The sequence below is a fragment of the Streptomyces sp. NPDC001709 genome, assembly GCF_053596375.1.
The window spans coordinates 26970-52016 of the sequence record NZ_JBSFGB010000030.1 but is presented as its reverse complement, the minus strand read 5'-3'; the positions used below and the strand labels follow the sequence as shown (position 1 = coordinate 52016).

The window sequence follows — 25047 nt, the reverse complement described above, 5'->3', positions numbered from 1 at the left end:
ACCACCCCGGAACTTAGGGATGCACTTGCCAGGATCCTGCAACCCATGTGACCGCCCGGTGCCCGCTCGACCGCACAGGACCTGAGCTTGTTGATAAGGCCCTCGGCGGTGTTCCGTTCCTTTCATGCGGGACTCGGGTACGCCAGGGCCTCCGGGGGCGCCAGGTGTCAGGACGTGGACGTCGGATTCTCCGGCGCCAGGGAGTTTCCCGCGGGTATGTGACCACAGTCGGACGGAGCCGTCCTGCCCGCGAACCGGTCACTCAGCCAGCCCATCGCACCGGGCGCCCAGGCCGCGGCCGTGGGAACGTGGCTGAGCAGGTTGTACTGCTGGAACCTGATCGATTCGTTGCCGGTGGAGCAGTACTGCCGGGCGAGCGCACGGACGTCGCCGGCGACCATGACCCCATCGCCGGATCCGATACCCTCAGGGCTACTGAAGGTTCCCTCCGTGACGCCCTGGCCGCCCTCTGCTATGAACCCGGGCACGGTCGGGGTGGCGGCCGACCCAAGGTTCAACTTGTTCACCGCCTCGACGAACGGGAGCACCGAGTTCGGGTCGGCGTACTGCGGCTTCATCATCTTCTTCCACGTCAGCCCGGGGTAGTGGCCCAGCGCGTCGAGGAGCGAGCCGTGCTCCAGCTTGTTGTACACCTCCAGGCCATAGCTGCTCAGGTACGGCTTGAGGTCGATGCCGTACGCCCGGTCGGCCCCGATGATCGCCATCGGGATGACCCCGGACCACACGAGGGAGCCGTCGACGTACTTGAGGTTGTGCGCCGGGTCAACGAGCAGGCCGCCCTCGGCGAAGCCCACCAGCCGCTCGTTCACCTCGGGCGCGTAGCTCGGCGCGAGCGCGGCCGCCCAACTGGTCGCGATGGAACCGCCCGAGTAGCCGAGCAGGCCGACCCGGGTGTCGGCATTCATGCCGGTGTCCGCGGACGACCGGGTCGCGGCCCGGATCGAGTCCAGCGTGTTGGCCGCGTACTCCGGCCCGGCCGCGAAGTCGGCGGTCTGCCCCTCGGTGTCGGGGATGACGACGTTGTAACCCTGCAACAGCAGCGGCACCAGGAAGAGGTTCTCGGAATTGGCCATGACACCGCCCAGACTGACGTCACCGGCGACGGCCCGGGACGGCCCGTCCTCAGGGTTGAGGGAGTCGTAGTACGACTGGTAGGACACCGCCATGGTGCTGTCACCGCGCAGACTGCGCACCACCGTAGTCACGTTGGCAGCCGGCCGGCCCTGCGCGTCGGTCGTGCGGTAGAGCAGTTGGACCGCCTTCACCGGCGTGGGAATTCCCGCGATGTGGTACGTCAGCGTCCGCTTCTTCAGCACGGCGCCGGGCGTGTACGAGGACAGCGGCTTGCTGTCGTCGTAGGTGTAGAACGGGTCCTTCGCCACAACCTCCGGCGGTGCCGAAGGGGCGGCCACGGCAGTGGCCGCCGAAGTTGCGGTGACAGCCAGCGCGGCAACGATGGCCGTCGCCAGGTGAATGGCGCTCTTTCTCATGACTCCCCCGGGGCCGTGAAACGGATCACGCAGTTGATTCGGATTCAAGTTACCAACAGGTAACACGTCTGTGTAGAGTCTCGCGGAAAAGTCCGGTGCCGTTCCGGGATTTTTCAGGCAGGAGAGAGGCGAACGAGGCTTGTTCGTCGAGCAGTTCCCCTCACTGAAGGCGGCCTCGGCGCCGGTGGTGGGCGTTTGCGTCGGGCGAGGCCTTCAGCGAGGTGAAGGCCCACAGGTGGCCGGTGTGAATGAGCGGATCGTTCTTCACCCTGCGGCGGCCGACATGGTGCTTGTCGCCGGAGGCCCGGGGGATGGGGGCCGAGCCGGCGTAGGCCTTCAAGCCGCGGGCAGTCGGCGAACCGCTCGCGGCCGTCCCCGATCTCGTCGAGCACCCGGGCGCCGAGCTGGACGCCGAGACCCGGGGAAGCTGAGGGTCACGTCAGCATCCGGGTGCTGCGCAAAAGCCTCCTCGACCGCCTCGGTGAGGTCGTCGGCAGCGGCCGTGCACGCGGCCATCAGCTGCCGGAACAGGGCGGGCATCAGCTGGCCCAGCGCGTCCTCGGCCAGCGGCGCTTGGTGGGTGTCGTCGCCGCGGAAGACTTCCCGCATGCGGTCAGCCTCGGCTTCGATGCCCCGAGCCCGCCCAGCCCGCTTGAGCGCAGAGGGGAGTTGGGCACGCGAGAGGCCTGCCGCCCGGGTCGGAGCTGGTGCGAGGGCCAGGACCGCGCGAGCCTCGGGCCGACACAGCCCGTTCGCCCAGACAGCGAAGGCTTCCAGGGCGGCTGGGGTGCTCGCGCAGCAGGGAACGGAGCTGGTTGGACAGCTGCTGCCGGTTCCAGATGGCGTCCCGCTGGGCGCGAGCAAGCACAGCGATGGCATGGGCAAGGTCGCTGTCCTGGGGCAGTGGCTGGTGCAGTGCCCCGCACAGGCCTCGCTCTTGGCCGAGCCCTACGACGTACCGGACCAGGCAGCGGAGTTCGTGTGCCGTGCAGTGGGGCTGCAGCAGCGGTGCGGCATGCGCTGCGGTGGGCGAGCCGGGGGTGCTCGGGTCGACGGCCGTAAGCGTGTGGCACGCTGATGCGATGTCGCTCGTTCCTGTCCCCGCGGAGCCGATAACGCCCGATCCGGTGCGCGAGGTACCGGACACGCTGCTCACCCAGTCCTGGCTCGACCTGTCGTTCCTGCACTGGGCCGCCGACCCTGCGGACGTGGCGCCGCTGCTGCCGGCCGGGACCATGCCGGACACGCACGACGGGCTCACCTACATCGGTCTCGTGGCGTTCCGGATGTACCGGGTGGGCTGGTTCAGGGTGCCGGGCATCCCGTACCTCGGCACCTTTCCCGAGACGAACGTGAGGCTCTACTCGGTGGACCGACACGGCCGACGCGGCGTGGTGTTCTGCTCGCTGGAGGCATCACGGTTGCTGCCGGTCGCCGTCGCCCGCAGCGCCTTCCGGATGCCCTACATGTGGGCCAGGATGGCGATCCACCGCAACGCGGACACCATCACCTACACCAGCAGCAGGCGCTGGCCGGGGCCGCGCGGTGCGCGCTGTCGGATCGGAGTGCGGGTCGGCGAGCGGATCGAGGAGCCGACCGCCCTCGAACACTTCCTGACCGCCCGCTGGGGCATGCACAACGTCTTCTTCGGCCGACCGGTGTATCTACCCAACACCCACCCGCGCTGGCCGCTACACCGGGCCGAACTACTTTACTGCGAAGATGAGTTGGTGCCCGCAGCCGGGCTACCGACGCCGCTCGGGCCGCCGGTGAGCGTGCTGTACTCCCCTGGCGTGCCAGTCCGCTTCGGCCGCCCCACCAGCCCGGGCGGCATACCCACCCCCTGAGCCCACGCAGGCGGCGGCCGGGCAGGAACCGGAACGCGGTAGCGCGGTTCGGTACGTGGCACAAGGCAACCAACAGACCGTGGGTGAGGCAGCGGAGAGCCTCGTGCGACAGGTCAGGAGCCCTTCGGCGCCAGGACCTACTTCTGATGTCCCGTCGTCGATCTGGCCCCTGCCTCAGGCGGTCTGGCCCGATTCGCCTGCCCTGTGGCTTCTGTCGCCGAACGTGAGGGATCCCGCACTGATCCAGGAAGTCCAGGAAGTCCTGGAAGGCGGTTGGCGGTCGGCGGCCGGTCCGGGGTTGGCTCGTCGGTCGGCAGCAGACGGCCGAGGCGCTCGGTGTTGACGGCGATGGCCGTAAACACGTGCCGCAGGTGAGCCTTCGGCTGACCACGGTCGCGGCAAAGGCACGCATGCCGTGCCCATGGGCAAACTCGGGAAAACCCACGTTCCGGGCGCTCTCGCGGGAGGTGGTGCAACCGGGGGTCCGCGCCGTCGCGGCGGCGCAGACCCCGTACGGATGCGGACCGGCGGTGGCTCAGCGGGCTTCAGCGCACTGCCGCCGCAGGTGTCAGTCGGCGGACGGCACAGTGAGCCGCTGCCCCGGATAGATCACATCCGGGTCGGGGCCGATGACCTTCCGGTTGGCTTCGTACAGCCGCTGCCAGCCGCCGAAGACGGCAGCCTGCCGCGCGACGCTGGACAGGGTGTCACCGACCCGCACTGTGTACGACGTGCCGGGGCGGCGGTCGGTGTGGGCATGCGAGGGGGACTCGAGCACGGCGTGTCGCGGACCGGCGGGACGTACCACTGGTTCGCTCTGCCCGCCGCCGCGCCGGAGGCGCGCCCGCACCGAGCAGACCGGCCATGCTCCCGGCCCCTGCCGGGCGAGCACCGCTTCGGCCACGGTGATCTGTTCCGCTCGGCTCGCCAGATCGGCTCGCGGGGCGTACACGGTACCGCCGTACGCCACCCACGTCGGCTGAGTGAACTGCAACCCGCCGTAGTTGCCGTTGCCGGTGTTGCTGCCCCAGTTGCCACCGCTCTCGCAGTCGGCGACCCGGTCCCAGGTGGTGCCGGATGCCGCTTCGCCGGCGGCCGGGGTGAGAAGCGGCAGAAGGACACCGAAGCTGCCGATGGTGAGAACGGTGCGGAGCGACGACAGGAGCCGTGGGGACATGGTGCGGCGGTGCCGTGGTCGTGCGGTCATGGCCTTCCTCTCCACTGCGGATCCCGCCCACCGGTGCGCTCCGGTGGGCTGAAGGCAGTACGGCAGTGCCGCCCGGCCACTCACAAGGCGTGAGGAGTTCACGGATGGTCATGCGCCGCTACGCGCCACCTTGAGCGTCACTGACGATCCGTCAGCTGCGTTGGGATGCCGACACGCAAGTGGGCATGGGCGCACGGCAGTTCAGCCGCCGTGGCTCAGGAAAGCGCTGCACTTCGGCGGCAGGCCGCAGGCACAGCGCACATCTGCGGCCGGTATGGGAGCACGCCGCCCTCGTGCGGCGGCTACGACAGCGCCGTTGCAGTACCCGGCACCGTGCGAACGGGCCAGGAGGCGCACATGACCACCCACCGCGCGATGATCCGCGTCTTGGACAAGACAAGGGGATGAACTAGGGCGTGTATCGAAAGTGGATCTTGGGTGATGAATGATCACGGTTCATGGCGCGGGGAGATCTCGCGGATGCACAGTGGGCGGTGTTGGAGCCGTTGTTGCCGAAGGGGTGGAAGGCAGGGGGCCGCCCGTCTGGTCCCGGCGGCAGCCCATCGACGGCATACGGTTCCGGGTTCGTACCGGTGTTCCATGGAGGGACGTCCCTGTTGAGTACGGGCGGTGGGGCCGGATCTACGACCTGTTCCGGTGACCTGCAGAAAGAACCACCCGGCGGCGCATTCACAGAGCCCTCCGATCACGGGCTGGGACGTTCGCACGGCGGGTTCACCACCAAGCTGCACCTGGCCGTCGAGCAGGGACAGAAGCCCATGTCCATCGTGCTCACCGCTGGACAGCGCGGGGACTCGCCGCAGTTCGAACCCGTCCTAGAGAAACGCGAGAAGCTGGGCTCTCGAGGCGGCCGGCCGCCCAGATTTGACGCCCAGGACTACAAGGCTCGGCATGCGGTTGAGTGCGGCATCAACCGACTTACGAGGCACAGGGCAGAAGGCGAACACCATGGCCTGACCGATCGCCACGTCGGTGGGGTCGAGGCCGTGGGACCAGGTCAGCCTGGCGACGATGCCGGGAATGTCACGGAGAGAGCCGTACGAGCGCAGAGTGCCACGCGCTTCGGCGATGGGCGTGCCGTTACGGAGGAGCCGGGCCCGGCAGAGCCCGATGGGCCGCAGCTCATAGCTGCGGTCGCCCACCAGGGCCGTGCGGGTGCGCGTTCTGCGGCGCAGGGCCCAGCGGCTGTCGTTCCCGCGCCGTGTGGGGATGACCTGCTTGTTGATGCTGAGGGTGCCGCGGTCACGGCCGGGCACGACCGTGACGGGCGGCATGCCGGGCCCTTGGACGAGCGCGATGACAGTCAGCAGCCCGGGGCTGTAGCTGATACGCATCGGGCCGAACGGGCTGTCGGCCGTACGGTGCTCGGAGAGCCGGATGGTACGGCGCTTGCTGAAGAAGGACATGGTCGTATCGGCTCCGAAAACGGGGCGTTGGGGCCGGGACAGTCACGCGCGGCGACGTCGGTCGTTGTCAGCTGCGGGGTGGCCCCGGACGCCAGGACTGGTACGGCGCGGGTCCTGGCGCAGATTGCTGATGCGGCATCGTCATGGGTGCTGGGCGGCGGGTGCGCAGCAGCGCGTCGAACCCGCCATGCAGTTTCCGGGACTTGTCGGGCGGGGCGGTATAGGCGACGACGGATCCGTCGACGAGTTGGAGCGTCACCACGGCGCCGGTGCTCGGATCCTCCTGGCCCAGCCACACTCCGCCGAGGGCAGTGGCAGGCACCCACCCCGCCTCGGACTCCGGGCCGCCACCGCGCCATCGGCGCAGCACTTTCCGCCGATAACCCGGAAACAACAGACCCGGGAGGGTCACCACGACGACGAAGAAGACCACGATGTTCCCCACCACCCCAGCCGCCCACCGCAGCAGCGCGAGGAGCGTCGCGTAGCAGGCCGAGACGATGAACACCCAGAGGCAACCCACGGCGACGACATGCGGTGCATCGACCTTGTTCAGCAGGCTGTAGAGGCCCACTGAAGCGAGCAGTGCCACGAGCGTGACACACCCGGCCGTATCGCCGAGGAACGCTTCAGCGATGCGGCCGGCGAGCCGGTCGCGTCTGACGACGAAGCCGTGGTCATGGAATTGGACACGTACACGTCCCCCGGGCGTGGCTCTGACGCCTTCGACCTCATACATGCCGGTCACTCTAACCGGACGTCCACCGCTCAACTGTCCCGCATGAACGCCACCACCGCCGTGCTGCTCGGTAGTGGTTCGATGCTTGGGAGTCGCCATCATGTCCGGTGGTCGCCTCGGACGGATGAAGCCTCGGCGGCGCGTTTTGCCCGGCCGTGCGCGGTCGACCGGGCTGGCGCCGCTTTTGGGCCTCGGTGGCCCGCCCACACGGGATGAGCCGATCACCGCCCACGGCCGGTCAAGCCGCTTGGCGGTGATGGGACTCCCCGAACATGACCGTGCTTCAGCAAGTGAGTGTCGAGATCGAGCGTTGGGTCCGCCGGCAGATCAGTCGTGCGGGGATTCGCCGGCAGCCGAGCGACGCCCCCCGATGGAGGCGACCAATGCGTCTACCACGATCGCCGCGTCTGCCTCGGCAACATCTGCCGGGTATTCCGGTAGCAGATCGTCCCAGACGGGCATCCATGATCCGTACAACTGGGTCTGTCCCTCGGGCCGGGCGAAGAACCAGATGTGCAGGTGTGCGCCTCCATCTCCGATGCGGTAGACGTGGGCACGCGAAATGTATGGCAGGGCCTGCATGTGGCGGACGATGTGAGTGGACAGGATCCCCAGCTCGGCTGCCAGCTCATCGGGTAGGTCAGCCATGTCATAGTGCTCAAGCGGATGCAGCATGAGCACCAGTGGCACGCCAACTCCCGTGATCCGGGTGAGCCGCCAACTGTCGTTGCACCAGATCCCGTTGCCTCGGTCACGGCACGCCTCGCAGTCCGAAGGGTCCTCGCCGTGTCGCGGAGGCTCGGGCAGAACCGGAGGGCGCAGCGGCGCGACGCGCAATCCTTCCGGTTCGAACGGGCTGATTTCCCACCCTGTCATGCGCGCGAGCGGGAGCCGACGCTCACCATCCGTAGCGGCAAGCGCGTGGTCGTAGAACTCGTCAGGTCGCAAGGCCATGGACCGAAGACTAGTTCGGCTTCGACACCCCGTGAGGACCGGGGTGACCTGATTCCTCCCTGGTGGGGGCAGACACCGATCCTGGTGGTGGACGACTTGCAGATGCACGACGTCGCGGCCAGAGCCATTTTCGGTGATCCCCATCAACGGCCCTCAGACGACGTCGAATTCGTTGCCCTCGGGGTCTTGCAGAGCGGCGGCGTAGAGCCCCGTGTCCGGCTCATCCTTGATCCGCAGCACGGTGGCACCAGCTTTGACCAGCCGTTCCACCGTAGCCTTGACCCGCTGTGTGCGGACGTCCAGTGGGACGTCACGGCCCCCACCGACCTTCAGGTCGAAGTGCCACCGGTTCTTGGCGACCTTCGGCTCCGGAACCTGCTGGAACCACACCCTCGGTCCACGTCCCGCAGGATCGATGATCGACTCCGGAACATCCCCGGCACCGGCCGGCAACTCTGCCTCGGGCACCCCCACCGCCGCCCAGTAAGCACGCCACGTGGCGTGCCCGCCCGGCGGAGGCTCAGGCACGTAGCCCAGGGCCTCGGCCCAGAAACTCATCATTCTCTGCGGATCGGAACAGTCGATCGTCAGCTGCACTGTCATCTCCATGCTCAGAGCATCCCAGGCAGGTCTGACAGACGATCCACTTTCGCAACGAGGCCCTAGGGCGTGTATCGGAAGTGGATCTTGAGGTGAGATGATCTTGTTTCGTGGCACGTGGAGATCTGACGGATGCGCAGTGGGCCCGCCTGGAGCCGTTGTTGCCCAGAGCCGAGAAGCCGGGGCGGCCGCCGATATGGACCAGGCGCCAGCTGATCGACGGCATACGGTTTCGCACTCGCACCGGCGTCCCGTGGCGGGACGTGTCGGAGCGGTACGGGCCGTGGGCGCGGGTGTACGACCTCTTCCGTCGCTGGCAGCGGGACGGCACCTGGCAGCGGATCTTCAACGCGCTGCAGGCCCAGGCCGACGCCAAGGAGCTCATCACCTGGGACCTCAACATCGACTCCACGGTGTGCCGGGCCCACCAGCACGCCGCCGGGGCGAGGAAAAGGGGGTTCTCCAGGCTGAGCCGCCCGGCGGCACCACCGTCGAGCCGGACGACCACGGCCTCGGACGCTCGCGCGGCGGCCTGACTACCAAGCTTCACCTGGCCGTTGAGCAGGGGCAAAAGCCCATGTCCATCGTGATCACCGCCGGGCAACGTGGCGACTCTCCACAGTTCGAGCCCGTTTTGAAGAAGGTCCGTGTCGCCCGCCTGGGTGTCGGTATGCCACGGACCCGGCCCGACCGGGTCCGCGCCGACAAGGCGTACGCCTCCCTCAAGAACCGCGCCTACCTGCGCCGCCGGGGCATCCGCTGCACCATCCCAGACAAGGCCGACCAGACTCGCAACCGCAAGAAGCTCGGCTCCCGCGGCGGCCGGCCACTCAAGTTCGACGCCGAGGACTACAAGGCTCGGCACGCAGTCGAGTGCGGTATCAATCGCCTCAAAAGGCACCGTGCCGTGGCTACGCTGTACGACAAACTCGCGGTCCGCTACGAAGCAACCGTCCTCGTGGCGGCCATCAACGAGTGGCTGTGACCAGCACTTTCACCAGGGTGCTGGAGGGCCGTCAGCGGTGACCCAGCACGTTGACCACCCGTCCGCCGGGGTCACGGACGAAGAACCGCCGCACTCCCCACTCCTCGTCCTGCAAGGGGTGAATGATCTCCGCGCCGCTCGCCTGCATGACCGCATAAGCCGCATCCACGTCGTCCACCTCGACACTCATGTCAGGGGCGACAGGCGCGGTCTTGTCGCTGGTCATGACGCTGATCTGCGCTGCCGGGCTGGACGGGGACGCGAGCGTCATGATCCAACCGTGGTTCATGACCTCCTCGAAGCCCAGCAGGCCATAGAACTGCCGGCTCTCCTGCGCGGCCTCCGACTGGATGTTGGGCACGACACGGCGAACGGCCATCGACGACTCCAAACGAGAACCAAGGTGCCTCTGTCTCCCCAGGAGTACTACGACACGTCCACCGCCGCACGCACTTTCGATACGCGTCCTAGAAGGCCCCTGCCGACCGGACACGCGTCCGCCCTGCACACTGGCCGGATGAGGTTCCTGCCGGCCATGGCTACGGCCACCACAGGCAACGGCGCGTGGCCCAGCGGTACGTGAGCACGCGGCGGCGGGCGAGCAGGCAGCGTAAGGTCTCGCGGCCGATCTGGATGACCCGGCCGCGGACCTTGCGCAGGCAAGCGGCCAGTTTGCGCCGGGACCAGCGGGTGAAGGGTTGGCCGAGCTTGGTTCGGGCGGGTGGTGGCTGTCTAGATGACGAAGTCCTCGTCCTCAGGGCTGAGTCGGCCGGGAGGGCCTCCCGCGCACCGAGACGTCTCAGATGGGCCTGGGGCGGTGGCCGTGTCCCGTGGTATGTCAGCGACGGCGGAAAAGTGGACGAGTAGCGGCGCTTCGGTTCTTCGGCCGGATCACGGTTCACGCGCCGCCGGCAGCGTCTCAAGCGTCGCTCAGCTGTAGATGTCGCGTCCGGGGGCACACAATGGATCGGTTGGCGCGTGGTCGCGCCGGATGTAGGTGGTCCACTCTCCACCTCGGATCGGAATGGCCCAGCACAGCTGGAAGTACCTGTGCAGTACTGCCCGCTTGGTGATCTCCGCCGGGGTCTGGTCCTGTGGTTGGCCCGGGCGGTCCCGCAAGACCGTCAGCCGCGGATACTGCAGCATGCGCCTGCGGATGACGTCCGGAGGCTCTTCCACCCCGTACAACGTGCCCGACGTCTGCGGCGTCTGTTTGAGAGCGATGTCGTCGAGCGGGCCGAAGCCGGCAGGGCGGCCGAGGATCCATGCGCGACGCCGGGCAGGCTGGAACACGATCGGCTCGATCTCTCCCGGCTCAGTGGCCGTCAGTCCCCAAAAGCTCTCCACCGTGTCGGTCCGGCTCGAGGGCAACCGATCCTGCCAGTAGATGACCCCCAGCACGGACGCTCCGGCCAAAGCACAGGCGATGACGCACCTCACGGTGCGACGGCGTCGCCGCGGATCCGCCACGGCCCGCAGTGCCAACTGTCCCTGCCTGAGCGCAGGTCCGATCAGCAGCGCCAGTCCAGCCCAGCCATAGAGCACGTACCGGTCCACGTACCAGGGGTGTATGAGGGAGACAGCCAGGAGGAACCCGGCCGGTGCCACCAGCAACGGCAGCCCCACGGCCTGCACGCTCAGCGGCCCAGCATCCGAGCCTGATCGCTTGTTGCTGTGTCGGTGCAGGCTCAGTGCAAGAGCTACCGCGGCGATCACGGGGACGCCCCACCCAAGCCACTCGCCCAGCCCCGGACGACCCAGCCAGTCCAACTGGGCCTGAGCCTGGCCCGCGCTGATCACGGCCAGCGGGCTCACCATGGCCCCCACGATCACACTCGCCGACAGCCACCGCCGCCCATGCGAGGCCAAACGCCCGCTACGCCACAGCGTGACGGCATGGGCGAGCAGCACCAGGAGAGCGAACTCGTGCAACCAGCCGCCCAGCACGAGCAGCCCCGTGTAGCCGACCCACCACCTGCGCTGTTGCTCGTGCAGGGCACGAACAAGGAACCAAGTCGCCCAAACCACCGTGGCAGCGACCAGAGCGTAGGAGCGGGCCTCTTGCGCATAGAACTGCACCTGCGGCACACACAAGAAAGCCAAGCCGGACAGGAATCCGGCTGCGGGGCCGGCGAGATACCGGCCGATCGCGTTGACACCCAGCACTGCGGCCACCGTGCCCACCACGGACACAACCCGAAGGGACACCACCCCCTCGTCCCAGACCGACAGCACCAGGTGAGCCAGGAAGTAGTAGAGGCCGTGCACGGCATCAATGTTGTGCAGTAGGTGCCATAACTGGCCGAACGATCGCTTGCCGACTGCGTAGCTGACCGTCTCATCACGCCATGACGAATCGTCACGGCTCAACTTCCACCAGCCCAACACCAACGCCGCCACCACGAGCAGCAACGCAAGAGACTGCCGATACCGGCGCTCCAGCCACCGCTCGTCACGCCACGCCACCCCTCGCTCGAGGGAACCCGCAGACACCAGCGTCCAGAAGGCATCGATCGTAGAACGTCCACGAGCGAGCAGACTCCCTGGCCCGACCGCTCCTGCCACCCTCGCCACGGATCCCATCCCCCTCACAGACCACTGCCGTCCAGACCGACTACCAGCCAGCCGAACCCTAGCCGCCCCTTATGCCTCACACCCGCCGTTGCGGCCGCTCGCTGGGCCGGCCCATGAGACCGGCGGGGAGTGTCTACCTGACTTCGGCTCGTCAGGGGTGGCGCTGGACCGTCGAGGGCCAGGCCTGTGCGCCACGACCATACCGATCCACATCACCAGCATCGGCGGGGCCGTCGGCGGAAGCCGGAAGCGGCCTCGACATCACTTAAGCCGATGCCCCCGGTCCGGAAACCGCCGCCCCAGTCCCCGCAGCGTCCACCACCGCAGCCCCTGTCGTGGCGGCCGGTGCTGTCGATGCCTCCCCCCGCATGCTCACGCCCTCGTCCGCCCGCCCCGGTCATCCGTGACCGTAACGCCACGCCGTAGGCGTCCGCTCCGTCTCCACCCTTGGTCCCCAGTAAAGGCAAACGGGCCTCGCCCGACGCTCCGTCATATCCCGGACGGCCTGGCATCGCCAGTGACACGATGCCCGGCCTCGCCCCCGTCGGCCGCTAGCGGCGCGCCTCGCCCTACTCTGCCCGGAAAGGGTCACGGCTGGGTGGGGCGCACGGTGTACTGCAGTGCGAACACCGCTTCGGTGGTGCGGCACAGTGTCTCCACCGCACGGCGCAAGGATTGCCAGGACGCCAGCCAGAGGACGGCTCCGAGGACTGCCGCTGGCCACCACTCGATACCGACGAGCGTGAACGCGATGCTCCACACCAGGGACTCGCAGGCCGCGTCGAAGGTGTCCCGGGCCTCGCTCAGCGTGGCGCGCGAGGTGTCCGGCACCACGAGGAGCAGCTTGGTCCACTCGTCGGCGATCTCGACGCCCGTCTCCGTTCGGACGCGTTCCTCCACCGCGCGGAGCCGGTCGCCCGACCACGTGGGACAGCCGGGCTCGACCGGTGTCGAGCGGGCCCGGCGCGCATCGAGCCGGGCCGCGCGCAGTTCCCGTCCGGCGCCGCGGGCCCGCACGGCTTCCCGGGCCAGGTCCGTGGGATGTACCCAACGTCGTACCCGCCACCGGGTCAGTCGCCGTCCCAGTGGCGCGAGCCACCAGGGCCAGGCCCCGGACGCCAGCGCGCCGACCGCGCCCGCCGCGTAGGGCACCGCGAACGCGGCCCCGGCCGCCGCCACGGCGACGAGCACGAGTGCCGCGGCACCGTGGGCTGTGGCGCCTGCGCCCGGCCGCAGCGTGCCGGCGATGCCGTCGCGGGCGCGGGCGAGGTCGTTCCAGTGACGTTGTCCGAGCTGACCACCGCCCACGGCCGCGACCACGACGAACAGCACGGCGGGCAGCATCCGCCGCAGGAACCACCCGTCAGGTATGCGCTTTTGGAGTTCGACGAGCAGCCCCACCGCGGTCCTCAGTCCACCAGGTGCATCGGGCTGCGGCCCAGGGCACACGTCGGCGTCTGCGAAGACGCGTCGCGCAGGTCCACCCGGGAGCAGCGGCCGGTGGGGCAGACCCAGCCGACCGATCGCGGCGTGGGCCCGGCCGGCCAGTCGCCCACGCCCATCGTGGCGCGCAGACCGAGCCCGCCGGGAATCCCGGCCGCCTCGGCCGCGTCGTGCAGTGCCCGCACGGCGGCGCGCCATTCGTCGGTCGCCGGGTCACCGTCCCGGACGACGGCGAAGGGCGCTTCCCAGAGCGCGGGGCCGATCAGTTCGCGCAGCGCGTCCGCGTTGCGGCACAGGTAGTCGACGGCATCCTCGTACAACCGGTGCGCCCTCGCCCCCTCGCCCATCGCAACCCCCTCACCTATGCAGGAGAACCGCTGTGCTCTGACGGTGAATCAAACTACTGTAACGAGTGATGACCGAGCTACGGGAACGAGTCACGGCACGCCTGCTGGCAGCTCAGAACGCTCAGGACCCCGCTCCACTGCGCGAGCCGGATGCGGCCGCCGACGCGTTCGCGCTGCTGCGCGAGGCCGCGCCGTCGCCCGGGGGATCCATCGACCTCGATGCCGTGATCGCCGTGTTCTGGACCTTCTGGTTCGGCCATCACGGCCCCGACACACCGGAGGCGCAGCGGGACACCTCGGTCGTGGTCAGCACCTTCGGTTTCCTGCAGCCACGGGTTCCCGCACACGTACGTCTTCCCGAGCCCCTGCGGGAGTCCTTCGATCCCGCCGACCCGGCTCACGACGCACGGTTCGCGTACCTGGTCGGCTCGGCGCACGCCGACGTGCTCAACGCGCCCGATCTGGCCGAGCCCGACCGGCTGGCCGCGCTGGACCGTGCGCTCGCCTGGTCGGACACGGCGCGGCGGCTCCTTCCCGAGGAGCACGAGGGCTTCGTCGAGCTGACGGTGCAGGCCCTCGGGATCGAGGTGGCGCGGTTCCAGCTGGCGGCGGAGCCGGAGGCGCTGGCCAGGGCGGCCCGGCATGGGCGGGCGGTGTGCGAGCGGTTGGCCGCCGCCGCGCCGGGTCTCGTCGGCCGGGCAGAGACCGAGACACGCGCGCTCGCTCTCGCCACCGTGCTGGACGCGGCTCGGCTGCTCGGGGATCCCCCGCTCGCCGAGGTCGAGCGGCTGGTCGCGGCGGCCCCGGCCGGGGCGCTCGCCCCTGAGGCCGAGGAGGGCCTGCGCTTGCTGCGCGCGTTGCACGCCGAGCCCGTCGCCTGGCCGGGGCAGCGCGACCTGCAGGTCGGGGCGGCCATCGCCGAAGCGGGCATTCAGGAGCACGACCCGGCCCGTATCGCGTGCGCCGTACGGCGCCTGCGCACAGCCCTGGAGCACACCCCCGCCGACCACCCGGCCCACCTCCTCGTCACCGCCACGCTCAGCGAGGCGCTCGACGCCCTTGGCCGGGAGCGCGGCGACGCCGAGGCTGCCCGCGAAGCGGCCGACCTGCTCGCCGCCCTCGAAAAGACCGACGCCCTGGGAGACGCCGCCAACGAACAGCTCGCCGTTTTCCGGCAATTGCACGAGCTGGCGCAGGACGGCGATCCGGAGCGGCTGCGCGCTGCCGGGCCGCTGATCGACCGTCTGGTCAACCAGTTCAGGGAAGATGCCGCCGAACGCGGTGGGGCCCCGGACATCGACCTGGAAACCCTTGCCCTCGCGGCCACGCTCACCACCGGCGCGGCCTCCGACCAACAAATCGCCCGCTACCGTACCGCCCTGGCCGCACTGCCCGCGGACAAGCCGGACCGTTACGCCTACACGGCCGTACTCGCATCCCTCACCGGTCTGCGGGCGCGGGAGCTGAGCGAGGCACAACCCACCAGGGCCGCCCGGCTCGACGCGGAGGCGCGGGCGCTGACGGAGGAAACGGCAGCCACGGCACCGATCGGCCTGCTGCTGCCCGGACTGCTGCGCAAAGGCGGTTACGACGCAGCGCTTCCCGTCGCCGTGCTGACGATTCTCACCGGCGAACCGGACGGCAGGGCGGACCCGGACATGGCCAGGGCCGTCTCCCGCCTGTCCCGGATGACCGACATCCGCCTCAACGACCCCGACCACCTGGAAGCCGACAGCGCCGTCATACGAGAACTGCTCGAGGGGCTCGGCGACGACGAGACCGTCGAACGGGCTCACCTGTCTGCGGCGCTCGGCAGCGCGCTGTCCTCCCTCCGTGATCCCGCCCACCTCGACGAGATCGTGCGGCTGCTGCGCTACGCCCGCTCGCACGCGTCCGACCTCCCGGAAGGCATCGACGCGATCCTCGCCCGGGCGCTCACGGCGACGGGGGCCGGACGCCTCGACCCGGAAGCCGCACGCGAGGCGGCCGTACTGCTGACCGGGGCGACAGCCGGAGGGTACCCCGCTGACGTCGGAAGCGCGGTTCTGTCAGCCCACACGGAGTTCCACAACGCCCTGCAGAACTACCTGACCGGCCACGAACCGGGCCAGCTCGACCGGGCCCGGGAGATCGCGCAGCGGCTGCAGGCGCTCGGCGGTGCCGCGGATGCCGGGGCGGGCGAACGACCGCCAGAGCTCGACGTGTTGGGCGAGGAGTATCTCAATCTGCTGGACACGGTGGGACCGGGCGGCGGCCCGAAGCCCGGCATCAGCGACGACCTGGTCGAGCGGTGCCGCCGGACGTTCGCGGCGTGTCCGCCCGGCCACCCGAGGCGGGTCTCCACCGCGATGACGCTCGTCCGGGCGCTGGCTCTGCGCGCCCTGGAGATCCGCGAGGCCGATCGGGAACACGCGCTGCGGCTCGTGGGCGAGGCCGGTCACCTGGTCGACGCCGTCGAGGCGGACGCACCCGATGGCTGGGCCGGCATGATGCGCCCCTTCGTCGCCATGGTCGCCGCCGGGATCCTGGGCCGACGCCTGCCGCCGGTCTCGTCGGAGCGGGCGCCCGAAGGCCCGGCCGCGGAACCGGCGAACGCCCTCGAGGCCATGCTGAGGCCGCTCCTGAACCGCCTGGCGGGCATCGCCGATCCCGCCGCGCTGCGCGACCCCACGCTCCCGGTCTGGTTCCGGGCGCACGGGGAAATCGGGGCCGCGGCAGGCGCGCTGGGCAGGCCGGAGCCGCGCATCGACCTCGCCCTGTCCCACCTGGAAGCGGCTGTCGAGGCGATGCCCGGCATCACCGACCGGGGAAGCGACCAGCAGTCCGCCGAGCACGGCCTGACGTCGTTCGAAGGGGACATACGGGCCATCGTCGAGCTGATCCTGGTGGCGGTTCTCCAGCGGGACGGCCTCGACCGGATGAACGACTACGTGGCAGCCGCGGAGGAGCATGTCGCGGCCCTGGAAGCAATCGTCACGGCCGCCTCCGAGGGGCGGGGTCTGCCCGATGCGCTGCCCAAGCCTCCCCGCGCCCCGTTGCGTGTCATCGGTGGCCCCGACGTCGACCGTGCCACCGAGCTGCTGGAGCGCGGCCGCGGACTCCTGCTGTCCCGGCGGCTTGAGGCCCGCGCGGATCTCGGCGAGCTGCGGTCAGCCCACCCGGTGCTGGCCGGCAACTTCGAGCGGCTGACCGACCAGCTCGCCGCCGAACCCGAGGCGCCGGACCCGGCCCCCGCCGGACACGCTGAGCGGTCCCGGCTCGCTCGACTGCGCGCGTCGCGTGGACTCGACGAACTGGTCGAGCGTATCCGCAGCCAACCGGGGTTCGACGACTTCCTGCGTCCACTGTCCGCCCAGCAGCTGCGCACCCTGGCAGCCGACGGACCGGTCGTCGTACTCAATCATGCGCGGCACTTCTGCCACGCACTCGTCGTGACGGCCGGGTCGATCACGGCCCTGTGCCTCGACGCCGAGTCGGACGAGATCGCCGAAGCGGCCCTGAACCTGCGGGAAGCCATCGGCGCCATCAATGCCCGCGGTCCGTCACGGCGGTCCCCTGCCGAACTCGTCGCTGCCGGGGCCACGATGCGCCGGACGCTGTCCTGGACCTGGCACAAGATCGTGCGCCCGGTTCTCGAACTCGTGGGGGCAGGCGCCCCGGTTCCCGCTCCCGGGCCGTGGCCGCGGATCTGGTGGATGCCCACGGGCGCCTTCAACGCCCTGCCTCTGCACGCGGCCCAGTGCACGCAGCCCGACTGCGAACTCGGCGGCTGCGGCGCGGCCCTCGACACCGTGGTGTCATCGTACGTGCCGGGGTTCCAGACGCTGGCCTACGCGCGCACCCGGGCCGAGCACCGCGCCTCCGCGGACCGTGGCGGTGCCCTGCTGGTCGCATCGCCCGAGGACGAGTTGCCCGGCGTGGCGGCGGCAGCCGACTTCGCGGCCGGACTACTGGGTGAGGGCCGGACTCTGGTCGGCGCCGTCGCGACCCGCGCGGCCGTGCTCGCCGCACTCGGCAGCACCTCTTGGGTGCACTTCGGCTGCCATGCGGCCACCGACCCGACGGCACCCTCCGGCGCCCTGCTCCACCTGCCGAGCGGTGAGTCGCTCAACGTCCTCGAGATCTGCCGGGCTCGGCCGCGCTCGGCACGGCTCGCCTTTCTCGCGGCCTGCGGCACCGCCCGTACGTCCGAACGGCTCAGCGACGAGGCCCTCCACATCACCAGCGCCTTCCTGCTCGCCGGTTTTCCCGCAGCGATCGGCACGCTCTGGGAGATCGACAGCACTCACGCGGACCGCGTCACCCGGGACTTCTACCGGCGCACGACGGGTGACGGCGCCGAGGCACCCGCACACGCCTTGCACCACACCGTCCGAGCGCTACGACGCCGGATACCCGACAGCCCCCACGTCTGGGCGGCCTACGTCCACGCCGGCGCCTGACCGCGGGTCCGCGACAAGGGGTACCGCGAGTTCCGGCACAACATCCACGGCGGTTCGACAACCGTCATCGCCGCCGGTCAAACGGCACCCAAAGGGATCGCCGTAGGGCTCTGCTCATCTGAAGCTCCACAGCGCTGAGGGACGGTGCCAAGATCAGCCGGCCCATCGACCGCTCGCGCTGGCCGCCCGCGTCCTTCCACACCTCATCGAACAGCACGGGGACGTTTCCGTCCCTGTCCCGATCCCGAATCAGGAACCGGGCGGGCAAAAGCGCAGGAAGCCGGCCCACGCGCTGGAGCCACGTTCAGGCGCCGGATCGATTCCGGCCTCCCGTAAGACCTCCCAGGCAAAAGACCCCTAATGCCAGGAGCAGTTACTCAGCGTGGCCGTGTCACGGCAAGCGAGCCGGAACCCGTCTCACGACAGCGCTTGTCGCGCATCCACTTCGGGGCGACTGGTTGACTCATGAAAGTGCTGACCGTGCGGTTGCGTGGAACTGCACGTACTCGATGGTCGCGCCTCCGGGGTGCCGCACGGTCATGTTGCGACCGGTAGGGACCTCGTTGGGCCCGTCGATGATCTTTCCGCCGTGTTGCTCGGTGAGCTGCACGACCTGGTCCAGGGACTCGACGATTGTGGTGGCGTGGGTGCCGCGGTATGGAGCGAGGGCTTCTTCTGAACCCGCGAGCAGCAGATAGCCGCCGACGCTCGCGAGGTCCAGGCCGCGGTAGCTGAACCGGAGTCGTGGCTGCTCTCCGGTGAGCTCGACGAAGGTGGGCAGCGCCGCGTCGAGATCGTCGACGTAGACGCGGGCAAGGGTGGCGAGCACTGGCACGGTCATCTCCCAGATCATTTCGACTTTCCCGAAACGTCGAAGTGATCTGCATACTACGGGTGTCATATGGGCGACGACGAGGAGGGCCAGTGGGGCAGCCCGACGATGCGGACATGGACTTGGCTGTAGTGCTCCATGCCCTGGGCGATCCGGTTCGGTTGGCATTGGTCCGCCGGATGGCTGACGACGGCGAGAGTGCATGCAGCCCAGACGGCGTGGACGTGCCCAGATCTACGCTGTCCAATCATTGGCGGATCCTGCGCGAAGCCGGAATCACCCAGACCCGTCGGGTGGGAAAGGCTCGCTTGATGGCTCTGCGCCGCGCCGATCTCGATGCCCGATTCCCGGGACTCCTTGCAGCCGTATTGGCTGAAGACGGGCGATGAGTGGCGCGGCTGACGACCCGGCGAGGACGGGGCCCTCTGCCGTCCTGCCCTTGTTCTGACGGCCCGTCAGTGCCGGGCGTCGGTCATGGGGGGCGCGTTGACGCGGTTCTCGTACTCGCGGCGGGCCGTTCCAGGACGTACTCTTCGTGCCGGGGGCGGGCGTTCCGGAGCAGACACCAGCGATGAGCTTGAGTTTCGCGCGCGTGCTCAGCCGGATCGATTCCCTGGCCGAGGCCTGTCGTGGGTCGCACTCGAACTCGGTCGATGGTCCGCCCGATACCCCCTAGAACACCCACGACGTGGCGTTGATCACCCCCCGAGAACCACCGGATCGTTTTCACTGCGGCGAAGCCCTTTGATCCGGCCAGTCAGGAGGCGCGGAACCTGGAAGCTGTGGGGATCACCCCATCGGGCGTCGGTCGCTGCGACACTGAGGAGCACGCCTGATGCGACTGAGGCCGATGGCCTGACCGTCGGTCAGGGCTCGGCGCGTGTTGGCTGACAGTCCGCGCGCTGCGGACGTTCACGACTTCGGGAGGTACCTGACCGATCCACAGGCGCCGAAATACTCACGGGTTCGGACCGCACTCGCCAGGGCGTGGCGGTTTCGAGGGCATCGTGGGTGAGGTGGCGCCGCAGGGGAAGGCCACCGCGCCGCTGTGCCACCGCGCCTCCGCCGAACATGACCACGTCCCGCACGTCGGACCCGCGAGGGCCGCCGTGCGGGACGTAGGCGACGAAGATCCCCACCTGCCTCAGGCAGGGCCCTGGGTCGGTCAGGCCGCGAGCAGTTCGGTGACCAGGCGGACGGCCTCTGGCACCTCGACGTGGTCATCCGGGGTGGCCCCGAAGTGCGCGCCGGTAGGCGTCACAACGGCGGTCGCACCGAGGCCGTCGACGAGCAGCCGGACGTGCTCGGTCGGGTCGGGCTGGTTGACCGGGTCGTCCATGGCCTGGAGGACCCGGAAGTGCCGGGCCGAGCGGCGGATCCGCTCCCAGTCGAAGCCACCTTCGAAGAACTCGGCGAGTTCGTCGTAGCCGACCTCGTGCGCCGAGGTCGCCACCAGCAGCACGCCCGCGAACACCCCGTGTGCCTCGGGGTCGTGCTGCTCCAGGAAGCGCAGCACGTTGACTCCACCGATGCTGTGGCCGACCAGCACCGTGGACTCGGCGGGGCCGGCGGCCAGGACAGCCTCGCCGTAGGTCTTTCGCCAGGGCTCCAGCCGTGGGGCGGCGGTCTGCGGCAGGCGGGGCACGGTGACCCGGTGTCCGGCCGCCGCGAGCCGCTCTGTCAGGTACGGGAACCAGACGCTGTCCTCGCTCGAGCCGTAGCCGTGCGACACCACGATTTCGCTCATGATCGATCCCTCCCTAATCAAAACGCTCCGTAGCGTTTCGATTGAAGATAGCACGCTGCTACGGTGTCGCAGTGCCCACAGGAGAAACCTCAAGCCGCCGGACCGGCGGACGGATCCGCAGCGAGGACGCCCACAACGCCGTACTCGCCACCACGATCGAGCTCGTCGAGGAACTCGGCTACCAGGCCGTCACCATCGAACGCATCGCCACCCGCGCCGACGTCGCCAAGAGCACCATCTACCGCTGGTGGAAATCGAAAGCGCCCCTCGTCATGGACGCCTACCGCACTGCCGTCGAACAGCGGATGCCCGAACCCGACACCGGCTCACTCACCGGTGACCTGACCGCCTTCGTCACCGCCCTGTACGGCGTCACCGCGCACCCCATCCGAGTCAAGACCCTGCGCGGCCTCATGGCGGAAGCCCAGCTCGACCCCGCTTTCGCCGAGCCTTTCCGCGAGTGGGTGGAGAGCCGGCGGGCCGTCATGCTCACCCTGCTCACTAGGGGCGTGGAACGCGGGGAACTCCCCGCCACCGCCGACCTGGACGCCACCACCGACCATGTCTTCGGACTGTTCTGGTACCGCCTCCTGGTCGGCCACCAACCCCTCGACCCCGCCCAAGTCCCTGCCCACATCGACCAACTGCTGCACGGACTTCGTGTGCGACACGGGCAGTAGGGCCCATCGACAGGCGGCCCACTCCGGTGCTGCCGCTTCTCGGGCTCTGGCCATCACCGGTGTTGGACGGTCCACCTGGTGCGCCGTGGTCGACGAGGCACAGGAGCTGTGGGCTGGCATGTCGGAAGCGGCCAGTAGCCTCAGGCACCATGGGCATTCAGATCGACGTAGTGGTGGCTTACCCGATCAACGATGAGATGGAGAGGGTGCTCGGGCTGGCCGAGGCGGTCGGCGAGCCCGTCACTGTCACGTTCATGTGGGAGGGGCGCAAAGAAGCGGAACGCGCGGTGCTGGTGCCCGCGGCCACGCTGGCGCTCTGGGAGCATTGGGCCCCCACCCTCTACCCGACGAGTGACCCTGGGGAAGAGGACCAGGCTGAGGCGGAGGAGCCGGAACTTGCCCACCCAGCGGAATTCGGCGCGTTCACGCTTTTTCGTCGTCGCGTAGGAGGGCGGACGGCGGTTGCTCGCGAAGGCGTGGTGGTCGCCGAGCTGTTGGACCCCGACGAGGCGCGCTGGCTCCAGGAGAAGGCCCGCAGTGTCCGCCAAGGCTTCATGGATCCGAAGCAGAAGGCGGCGTTCGAGGAGTTCCTTGCCCGGCAGGCATCCCTGGATGAGCAGTGACGCACCGACTCATACTTCGTGGCTTTGTATCTGGCGCTTGAGCATCTTGATGCGGTTGACATGGCCTTCCACGACACCGGAGTTCCAGGCGAACCGGCTGAGACTGGGCAGGTCAGGAGCGGTTCTGGCGGATTCGATCCACTCGGCAGTTGGTCACCGTGCAGGTCCGTAACCATGTGGGCGAAGGTCGGTACGTGCTGGGCGAGGGCGTGCTCAGGAGCCAGCGGGTCACGGCGCGGGGCGATGACGGCCGGGGCCCGACCGGTTGGGAGTGGCGCCGGGGCGGCGTGCAGGTTGGAGTCGGTCTGCTGTGCCAGCAGGACCCAGCAGCACGCCGGTGGTGTGGGCGAAGCCGATGCTCAGGGCGGCGCGGGTGCCCGGCGCCTTGCGGACCAAGGACATGACGGCGCCGGGCTGTACCTGGGCCTGCCAGTCGACGGCGAGCGAGCGCACGGCGCGTCGGGTCCTGGTCTCCTTGGACGCGGTGAGGAAGCCGCCCAGCGCGGCGACGAGGGTGACCGCGAGGGCGATGCCGGCCAGCGCAGTCGGCAGGCGTCTGGTGCGTCGGCGGGCCAGGCCGGCCGTCCACAAGCCGATCACGGCACTTCCTCGGTGCGAGCAGCCGGCCGTCGCGCATGGCGCGCCGGGTAGTGAGGCGGGCGGCCACGGCGGGATCGTGGGTGGTGACGACTAGGGCCGCGCCGTGTGGTCGGCGGCGGTGAGGAGGGCGTCGAGGACACGACCTCCGGTGGCGTGATCGAGGCGGCCGGTGGGTTCGCGGCGCTCAGGCCGCCCAGACCGCCGGGTGGGTTGTCGAAGTCGCAGCAGGCGCAGATGAGGCGCAGTATCGGGTCAAGGTCGGCCCACGGCCCGTGGCGGTGAGAGGTGAGGTGAGTTGTCGCTTGTTCCGGAATGCGGCGCGGTGCTTCGGCTCGGCGCTGCCGAGGGAGCTCGTCGGCCGCCGGCGTTTTCGGCTCGTGCACGTGGGATGGCCGGCGCTCGTGGTCTACGGCGCGTCCACGCTGCTGCACCTGGTCGTTCTGGCTGTCATGATCCCACCGGGTGGGCCCAGCCTCAGTGACCGGCTGCTCGCCTGGGACGGCCAACTGTTCACGCAGATCGCCGCACACGGCTATCCCAACGGTTTCACCCATGCGCCTGCGGGTCAGCTCACCGGCAACAACCTCGCCTTCTTTCCGCTGTTCCCACTACTGATCCGCGCCGTTCACACCGTCACCCGCCTGGACTATGGCACTGCCGCGATCGTCACCGCCAATCTTGCCTTCGTCACCGCGCTGATCACCATCGCTGTGCTGCTGACCGAGCTGTACGGACGGCGTACGGCCGTCATCGCTGTCCTGCTGCTGGCCGCGGCGCAGCCCATGGCCCTGGCCTTCGTCATGGCCTACAGCGAGTCACTGTTCCTCGCCCTGTCCGCCGGCACTCTGCTGGCCGCTCGACGGGGGGCATGGCTCACCGCTGGCGCCTCGGCCACGCTGGCCGGCCTGACGCGGCCGACCGGCGTGGCCGCCGTGGCGGCTCTCGCCGTCGCCGTCGCCCTGTCCCTGGCGCGGACACGTCGATCGGCCTGGCGCCCCCTGACGGCCGTCGCACTCGCCTGCATGGGTACGCCCGGCTACCTATGGTGGGTGGGCCAGCGGGCCGGCCGACTGGACGCCTGGTTCACCATTGAGAAGGCCGGCTGGGACACCCACTGGGACAGCGGCAGTTCCTTCCTCCATTTCCTCGGCGCGACGCTGGCGCACGGTGACGGGTGGGTCCCAGTCAGCACCGCGATCCTCCTGCTCGCCCTCATCGACGCCACGGGCGTCACCTGGCGCCGGAGCACCTGGCCGCCCCTGCTCGTCTACGGCACCGGCATCCTGGTCCTGACGCTCGGGCAGAGCAGCTTCTACCACTCCAAGCTGCGCCTGGTGATCCCAGCCGTGCTCTTCCTCATCCCCCTCGCACGCCCCCTCGCCCGAGCGAGCACCAGCACCGTCGCGATCGTTCTGAGCGGCGGTTCGTTGTTCGGCTGCTGGTATGGCGCGTACATGCTCACCGTCTGGCCGTACGCCATCTGACGACCGTGGTACTCGGCGCTGACGCCGTCATGCCCATCCCGTGCCTCGCACAACACATCGCTTTCGGCAGGTACAAGGGTGATGATCAGCGCAGCCCGGCGAAGAGGTCGTTCTCGGGCACGGCCGCGCCGGTGGTGTCCTGAACCCGGACGAAGGTCTCCACGCCCATCAGCTCTGTGAACCTCTCCCTGCCCATCCTCAGGAAGAAGATGTTCTCGCCCTGGCTGGCGTGCGCGGCCAGCGCATCGAACTTCTGACCGCCGAAATCGGTGGTGTCCACCCAGGTGGTGATCTCCTCATCGGGGAGTCCGATCTCGGCCATCGCGGCGGACTCGGCGGGATCCGGCTCCTGCCAGTCCGCACCGAACTCGCGCATGGTCTCCCCGAATCGCTGCATCATCGAGCGGGGCGCTGTCGTCCAGTACACCTTCGGTGTCAGCGTGGTCATCGCCAGCGCCGCCATCGTGATGCGGTTTGCCTGGATGTGGTCGGGGTGGCCGTAGAACCCGTTCTCATCGTAGGTCACGACTACATCGGGCTGGTAGTGCCGCAGGAGTTCGGCGAGGCGGGCTGCGCCCTCCTCCACGGGGGTCTGCCAGAAGGATCCGGGGGCGTCGTTGGTCGGCCAGCCCATCATCCCGGAGTCGGCGTAGTCCAGCATCTCCAGGTGACTGACCTTCAGGACTTCACAGCTCGCTTTGAGCTCTTGACGCCGCATCGCGGCGACGGCCTGCGGATCGTGCCCGGGCTCGCCCGGCTTGACACCCCCCGGCCCGTCACCGCAACCGCCGTCGGTACACGTGACGAGCACCGTGCGAATGCCCTCCTCCGCGTAGCGCGCGAGGACACCTCCGGTTCCAGTGGCCTCGTCGTCGGGGTGGGCGTGCACCGCCATCAGCGTCAAGGGCCGGTCATTCATGAAACAGTCCTCCAGTTAAAGAGTGCTCGGTCTGAGTCTGCGGTGCCCGGGCAGGCGGTCGCCCGCAATACCGGGGTGACCGGACG

23 protein-coding genes and 4 pseudogenes are annotated in these 25047 nt (G+C 69.3%); 10 read left to right on the top strand and 17 right to left on the bottom strand.

Features of this window, described 5'->3' with window-relative positions; translation table 11 throughout:
- Positions 1 to 167: 167 nt before the first annotated feature.
- Complete coding sequence (locus ACWC0C_RS34425; RefSeq protein WP_450868070.1) at positions 168 to 1511, bottom strand: lipase family protein; 1344 nt, start codon at positions 1509 to 1511, stop codon at positions 168 to 170.
- A gap of 175 nt (positions 1512 to 1686) precedes the next feature.
- Positions 1687 to 2424 (bottom strand): annotated as a pseudogene (locus ACWC0C_RS34420) (transposase); the annotation flags it as partial.
- Here ACWC0C_RS34420 and ACWC0C_RS34415 point away from each other — a divergent pair.
- Together ACWC0C_RS34415 and ACWC0C_RS34410 are read left to right on the top strand one after the other, a co-directional pair.
- A complete protein-coding gene (locus tag ACWC0C_RS34415) occupies positions 2389 to 2589 on the top strand; it encodes a hypothetical protein (RefSeq protein ID WP_450868172.1) in 201 nt (66 codons plus the stop codon). The pseudogene ACWC0C_RS34420 and the gene ACWC0C_RS34415 overlap by 36 nt on opposite strands.
- 4 nt (positions 2590 to 2593) lie before the next feature.
- The gene (locus ACWC0C_RS34410; protein WP_450868069.1) at positions 2594 to 3358 is read left to right on the top strand and encodes a YqjF family protein; all 765 of its coding nucleotides are present in this window, start codon (positions 2594 to 2596) and stop codon (positions 3356 to 3358) included.
- 568 nt (positions 3359 to 3926) lie between these two features.
- On the opposite strand, the gene ACWC0C_RS34405 is transcribed toward ACWC0C_RS34410, so the two are convergent.
- Positions 3927 to 4565 (bottom strand): transglycosylase family protein, encoded by a 639-nt coding sequence (locus ACWC0C_RS34405; RefSeq protein ID WP_450868067.1) that lies wholly within the window; start codon positions 4563 to 4565, stop codon positions 3927 to 3929.
- Positions 4566 to 5010: 445 nt separating this feature from the next.
- On the opposite strand from ACWC0C_RS34405, the gene ACWC0C_RS34400 reads away from it, so the two are divergent.
- Positions 5011 to 5226, top strand: coding sequence for a transposase (locus tag ACWC0C_RS34400; RefSeq protein ID WP_450868065.1), 216 nt, complete (start codon positions 5011 to 5013; stop codon positions 5224 to 5226).
- 175 nt (positions 5227 to 5401) lie between these two features.
- On the opposite strand, the gene ACWC0C_RS34395 is transcribed toward ACWC0C_RS34400, so the two are convergent.
- From ACWC0C_RS34395 to ACWC0C_RS34380, 4 genes are all read right to left on the bottom strand, one after another.
- A complete protein-coding gene (locus ACWC0C_RS34395; protein ID WP_450868064.1) occupies positions 5402 to 5992 on the bottom strand; it encodes a hypothetical protein in 591 nt (196 codons plus the stop codon).
- A 67-nt stretch (positions 5993 to 6059) separates the two neighbouring features.
- Positions 6060 to 6731 (bottom strand): hypothetical protein, encoded by a 672-nt coding sequence (locus ACWC0C_RS34390; RefSeq protein ID WP_450868062.1) that lies wholly within the window; start codon positions 6729 to 6731, stop codon positions 6060 to 6062.
- 327 nt (positions 6732 to 7058) lie between these two features.
- A complete protein-coding gene (locus tag ACWC0C_RS34385; RefSeq protein WP_450868060.1) occupies positions 7059 to 7685 on the bottom strand; it encodes a hypothetical protein in 627 nt (208 codons plus the stop codon).
- 153 nt (positions 7686 to 7838) lie between these two features.
- Positions 7839 to 8294 carry a VOC family protein gene (locus tag ACWC0C_RS34380; protein ID WP_450868059.1) on the bottom strand — a complete coding sequence of 152 codons (456 nt, stop codon included), beginning with the start codon at positions 8292 to 8294 and terminating at the stop codon, positions 7839 to 7841.
- Positions 8295 to 8395: 101 nt separating this feature from the next.
- On the opposite strand from ACWC0C_RS34380, the gene ACWC0C_RS34375 reads away from it, so the two are divergent.
- Positions 8396 to 9270, top strand: a protein-coding gene (locus ACWC0C_RS34375) for an IS5 family transposase (RefSeq protein ID WP_450868057.1) whose coding sequence is annotated in 2 segments (ribosomal slippage) — positions 8396 to 8786 and positions 8786 to 9270 — 876 coding nt in all. Because the reading frame shifts where the segments join, the coding sequence is not laid out codon by codon here.
- Positions 9271 to 9301: 31 nt separating this feature from the next.
- Here ACWC0C_RS34375 and ACWC0C_RS34370 read toward each other — a convergent pair.
- From ACWC0C_RS34370 to ACWC0C_RS34350, 5 genes and pseudogenes are all read right to left on the bottom strand, one after another.
- Positions 9302 to 9649: a VOC family protein gene (locus ACWC0C_RS34370; RefSeq protein ID WP_449199868.1), complete on the bottom strand. Its 348-nt coding sequence runs from the start codon at positions 9647 to 9649 to the stop codon at positions 9302 to 9304.
- A gap of 184 nt (positions 9650 to 9833) precedes the next feature.
- Positions 9834 to 10056 (bottom strand): annotated as a pseudogene (locus ACWC0C_RS34365) (IS630 family transposase); the annotation flags it as partial.
- 144 nt (positions 10057 to 10200) lie between these two features.
- Positions 10201 to 11673 (bottom strand): glycosyltransferase family 39 protein, encoded by a 1473-nt coding sequence (locus ACWC0C_RS34360; RefSeq protein WP_450868169.1) that lies wholly within the window; start codon positions 11671 to 11673, stop codon positions 10201 to 10203.
- 759 nt (positions 11674 to 12432) lie between these two features.
- On the bottom strand, positions 12433 to 13245 hold the full coding sequence (locus ACWC0C_RS34355) for a hypothetical protein (protein ID WP_450868055.1): 813 nt from the start codon (positions 13243 to 13245) through the stop codon (positions 12433 to 12435).
- An 8-nt stretch (positions 13246 to 13253) separates the two neighbouring features.
- Complete coding sequence (locus tag ACWC0C_RS34350; RefSeq protein ID WP_449199863.1) at positions 13254 to 13634, bottom strand: hypothetical protein; 381 nt, start codon at positions 13632 to 13634, stop codon at positions 13254 to 13256.
- A gap of 68 nt (positions 13635 to 13702) precedes the next feature.
- On the opposite strand from ACWC0C_RS34350, the gene ACWC0C_RS34345 reads away from it, so the two are divergent.
- Positions 13703 to 18076: a CHAT domain-containing protein gene (locus ACWC0C_RS34345; protein ID WP_450868053.1), complete on the top strand. Its 4374-nt coding sequence runs from the start codon at positions 13703 to 13705 to the stop codon at positions 18074 to 18076.
- Between the two features lie 463 nt (positions 18077 to 18539).
- On the opposite strand, the gene ACWC0C_RS34340 is transcribed toward ACWC0C_RS34345, so the two are convergent.
- A complete protein-coding gene (locus ACWC0C_RS34340) occupies positions 18540 to 18917 on the bottom strand; it encodes a VOC family protein (RefSeq protein WP_450868051.1) in 378 nt (125 codons plus the stop codon).
- An 83-nt stretch (positions 18918 to 19000) separates the two neighbouring features.
- Here ACWC0C_RS34340 and ACWC0C_RS34335 point away from each other — a divergent pair, with 83 nt between their 5' ends.
- Both ACWC0C_RS34335 and ACWC0C_RS34330 read left to right on the top strand, forming a co-directional pair.
- Positions 19001 to 19297 carry an ArsR/SmtB family transcription factor gene (locus ACWC0C_RS34335; protein ID WP_449199860.1) on the top strand — a complete coding sequence of 99 codons (297 nt, stop codon included), beginning with the start codon at positions 19001 to 19003 and terminating at the stop codon, positions 19295 to 19297.
- A 128-nt stretch (positions 19298 to 19425) separates the two neighbouring features.
- Positions 19426 to 19744 (top strand): annotated as a pseudogene (locus ACWC0C_RS34330) (VOC family protein); the annotation flags it as partial.
- A gap of 329 nt (positions 19745 to 20073) precedes the next feature.
- Here the strand turns inward: ACWC0C_RS34330 and ACWC0C_RS34325 are convergent.
- Positions 20074 to 20655 carry an alpha/beta fold hydrolase gene (locus ACWC0C_RS34325; protein ID WP_449199859.1) on the bottom strand — a complete coding sequence of 194 codons (582 nt, stop codon included), beginning with the start codon at positions 20653 to 20655 and terminating at the stop codon, positions 20074 to 20076.
- Between the two features lie 71 nt (positions 20656 to 20726).
- Between ACWC0C_RS34325 and ACWC0C_RS34320 the strand changes: the two genes are divergently transcribed.
- Together ACWC0C_RS34320 and ACWC0C_RS34315 are read left to right on the top strand one after the other, a co-directional pair.
- Positions 20727 to 21335 carry a TetR/AcrR family transcriptional regulator gene (locus ACWC0C_RS34320; protein WP_450868048.1) on the top strand — a complete coding sequence of 203 codons (609 nt, stop codon included), beginning with the start codon at positions 20727 to 20729 and terminating at the stop codon, positions 21333 to 21335.
- A 149-nt stretch (positions 21336 to 21484) separates the two neighbouring features.
- On the top strand, positions 21485 to 21958 hold the full coding sequence (locus ACWC0C_RS34315; protein ID WP_450868047.1) for a hypothetical protein: 474 nt from the start codon (positions 21485 to 21487) through the stop codon (positions 21956 to 21958).
- 9 nt (positions 21959 to 21967) lie between these two features.
- Here ACWC0C_RS34315 and ACWC0C_RS34310 read toward each other — a convergent pair.
- Positions 21968 to 22167: pseudogene (locus tag ACWC0C_RS34310) on the bottom strand (ISL3 family transposase); the annotation flags it as partial.
- 19 nt (positions 22168 to 22186) lie between these two features.
- Positions 22187 to 22558 carry a hypothetical protein gene (locus ACWC0C_RS34305; RefSeq protein WP_450868045.1) on the bottom strand — a complete coding sequence of 124 codons (372 nt, stop codon included), beginning with the start codon at positions 22556 to 22558 and terminating at the stop codon, positions 22187 to 22189.
- 302 nt (positions 22559 to 22860) lie between these two features.
- Here ACWC0C_RS34305 and ACWC0C_RS34300 point away from each other — a divergent pair, with 302 nt between their 5' ends.
- A complete protein-coding gene (locus ACWC0C_RS34300; RefSeq protein WP_450868043.1) occupies positions 22861 to 24042 on the top strand; it encodes a hypothetical protein in 1182 nt (393 codons plus the stop codon).
- A gap of 85 nt (positions 24043 to 24127) precedes the next feature.
- Here the strand turns inward: ACWC0C_RS34300 and ACWC0C_RS34295 are convergent, their stop codons facing one another.
- A complete protein-coding gene (locus tag ACWC0C_RS34295) occupies positions 24128 to 24961 on the bottom strand; it encodes a PIG-L family deacetylase (protein ID WP_450868042.1) in 834 nt (277 codons plus the stop codon).
- Positions 24962 to 25047 lie beyond the last annotated feature (86 nt).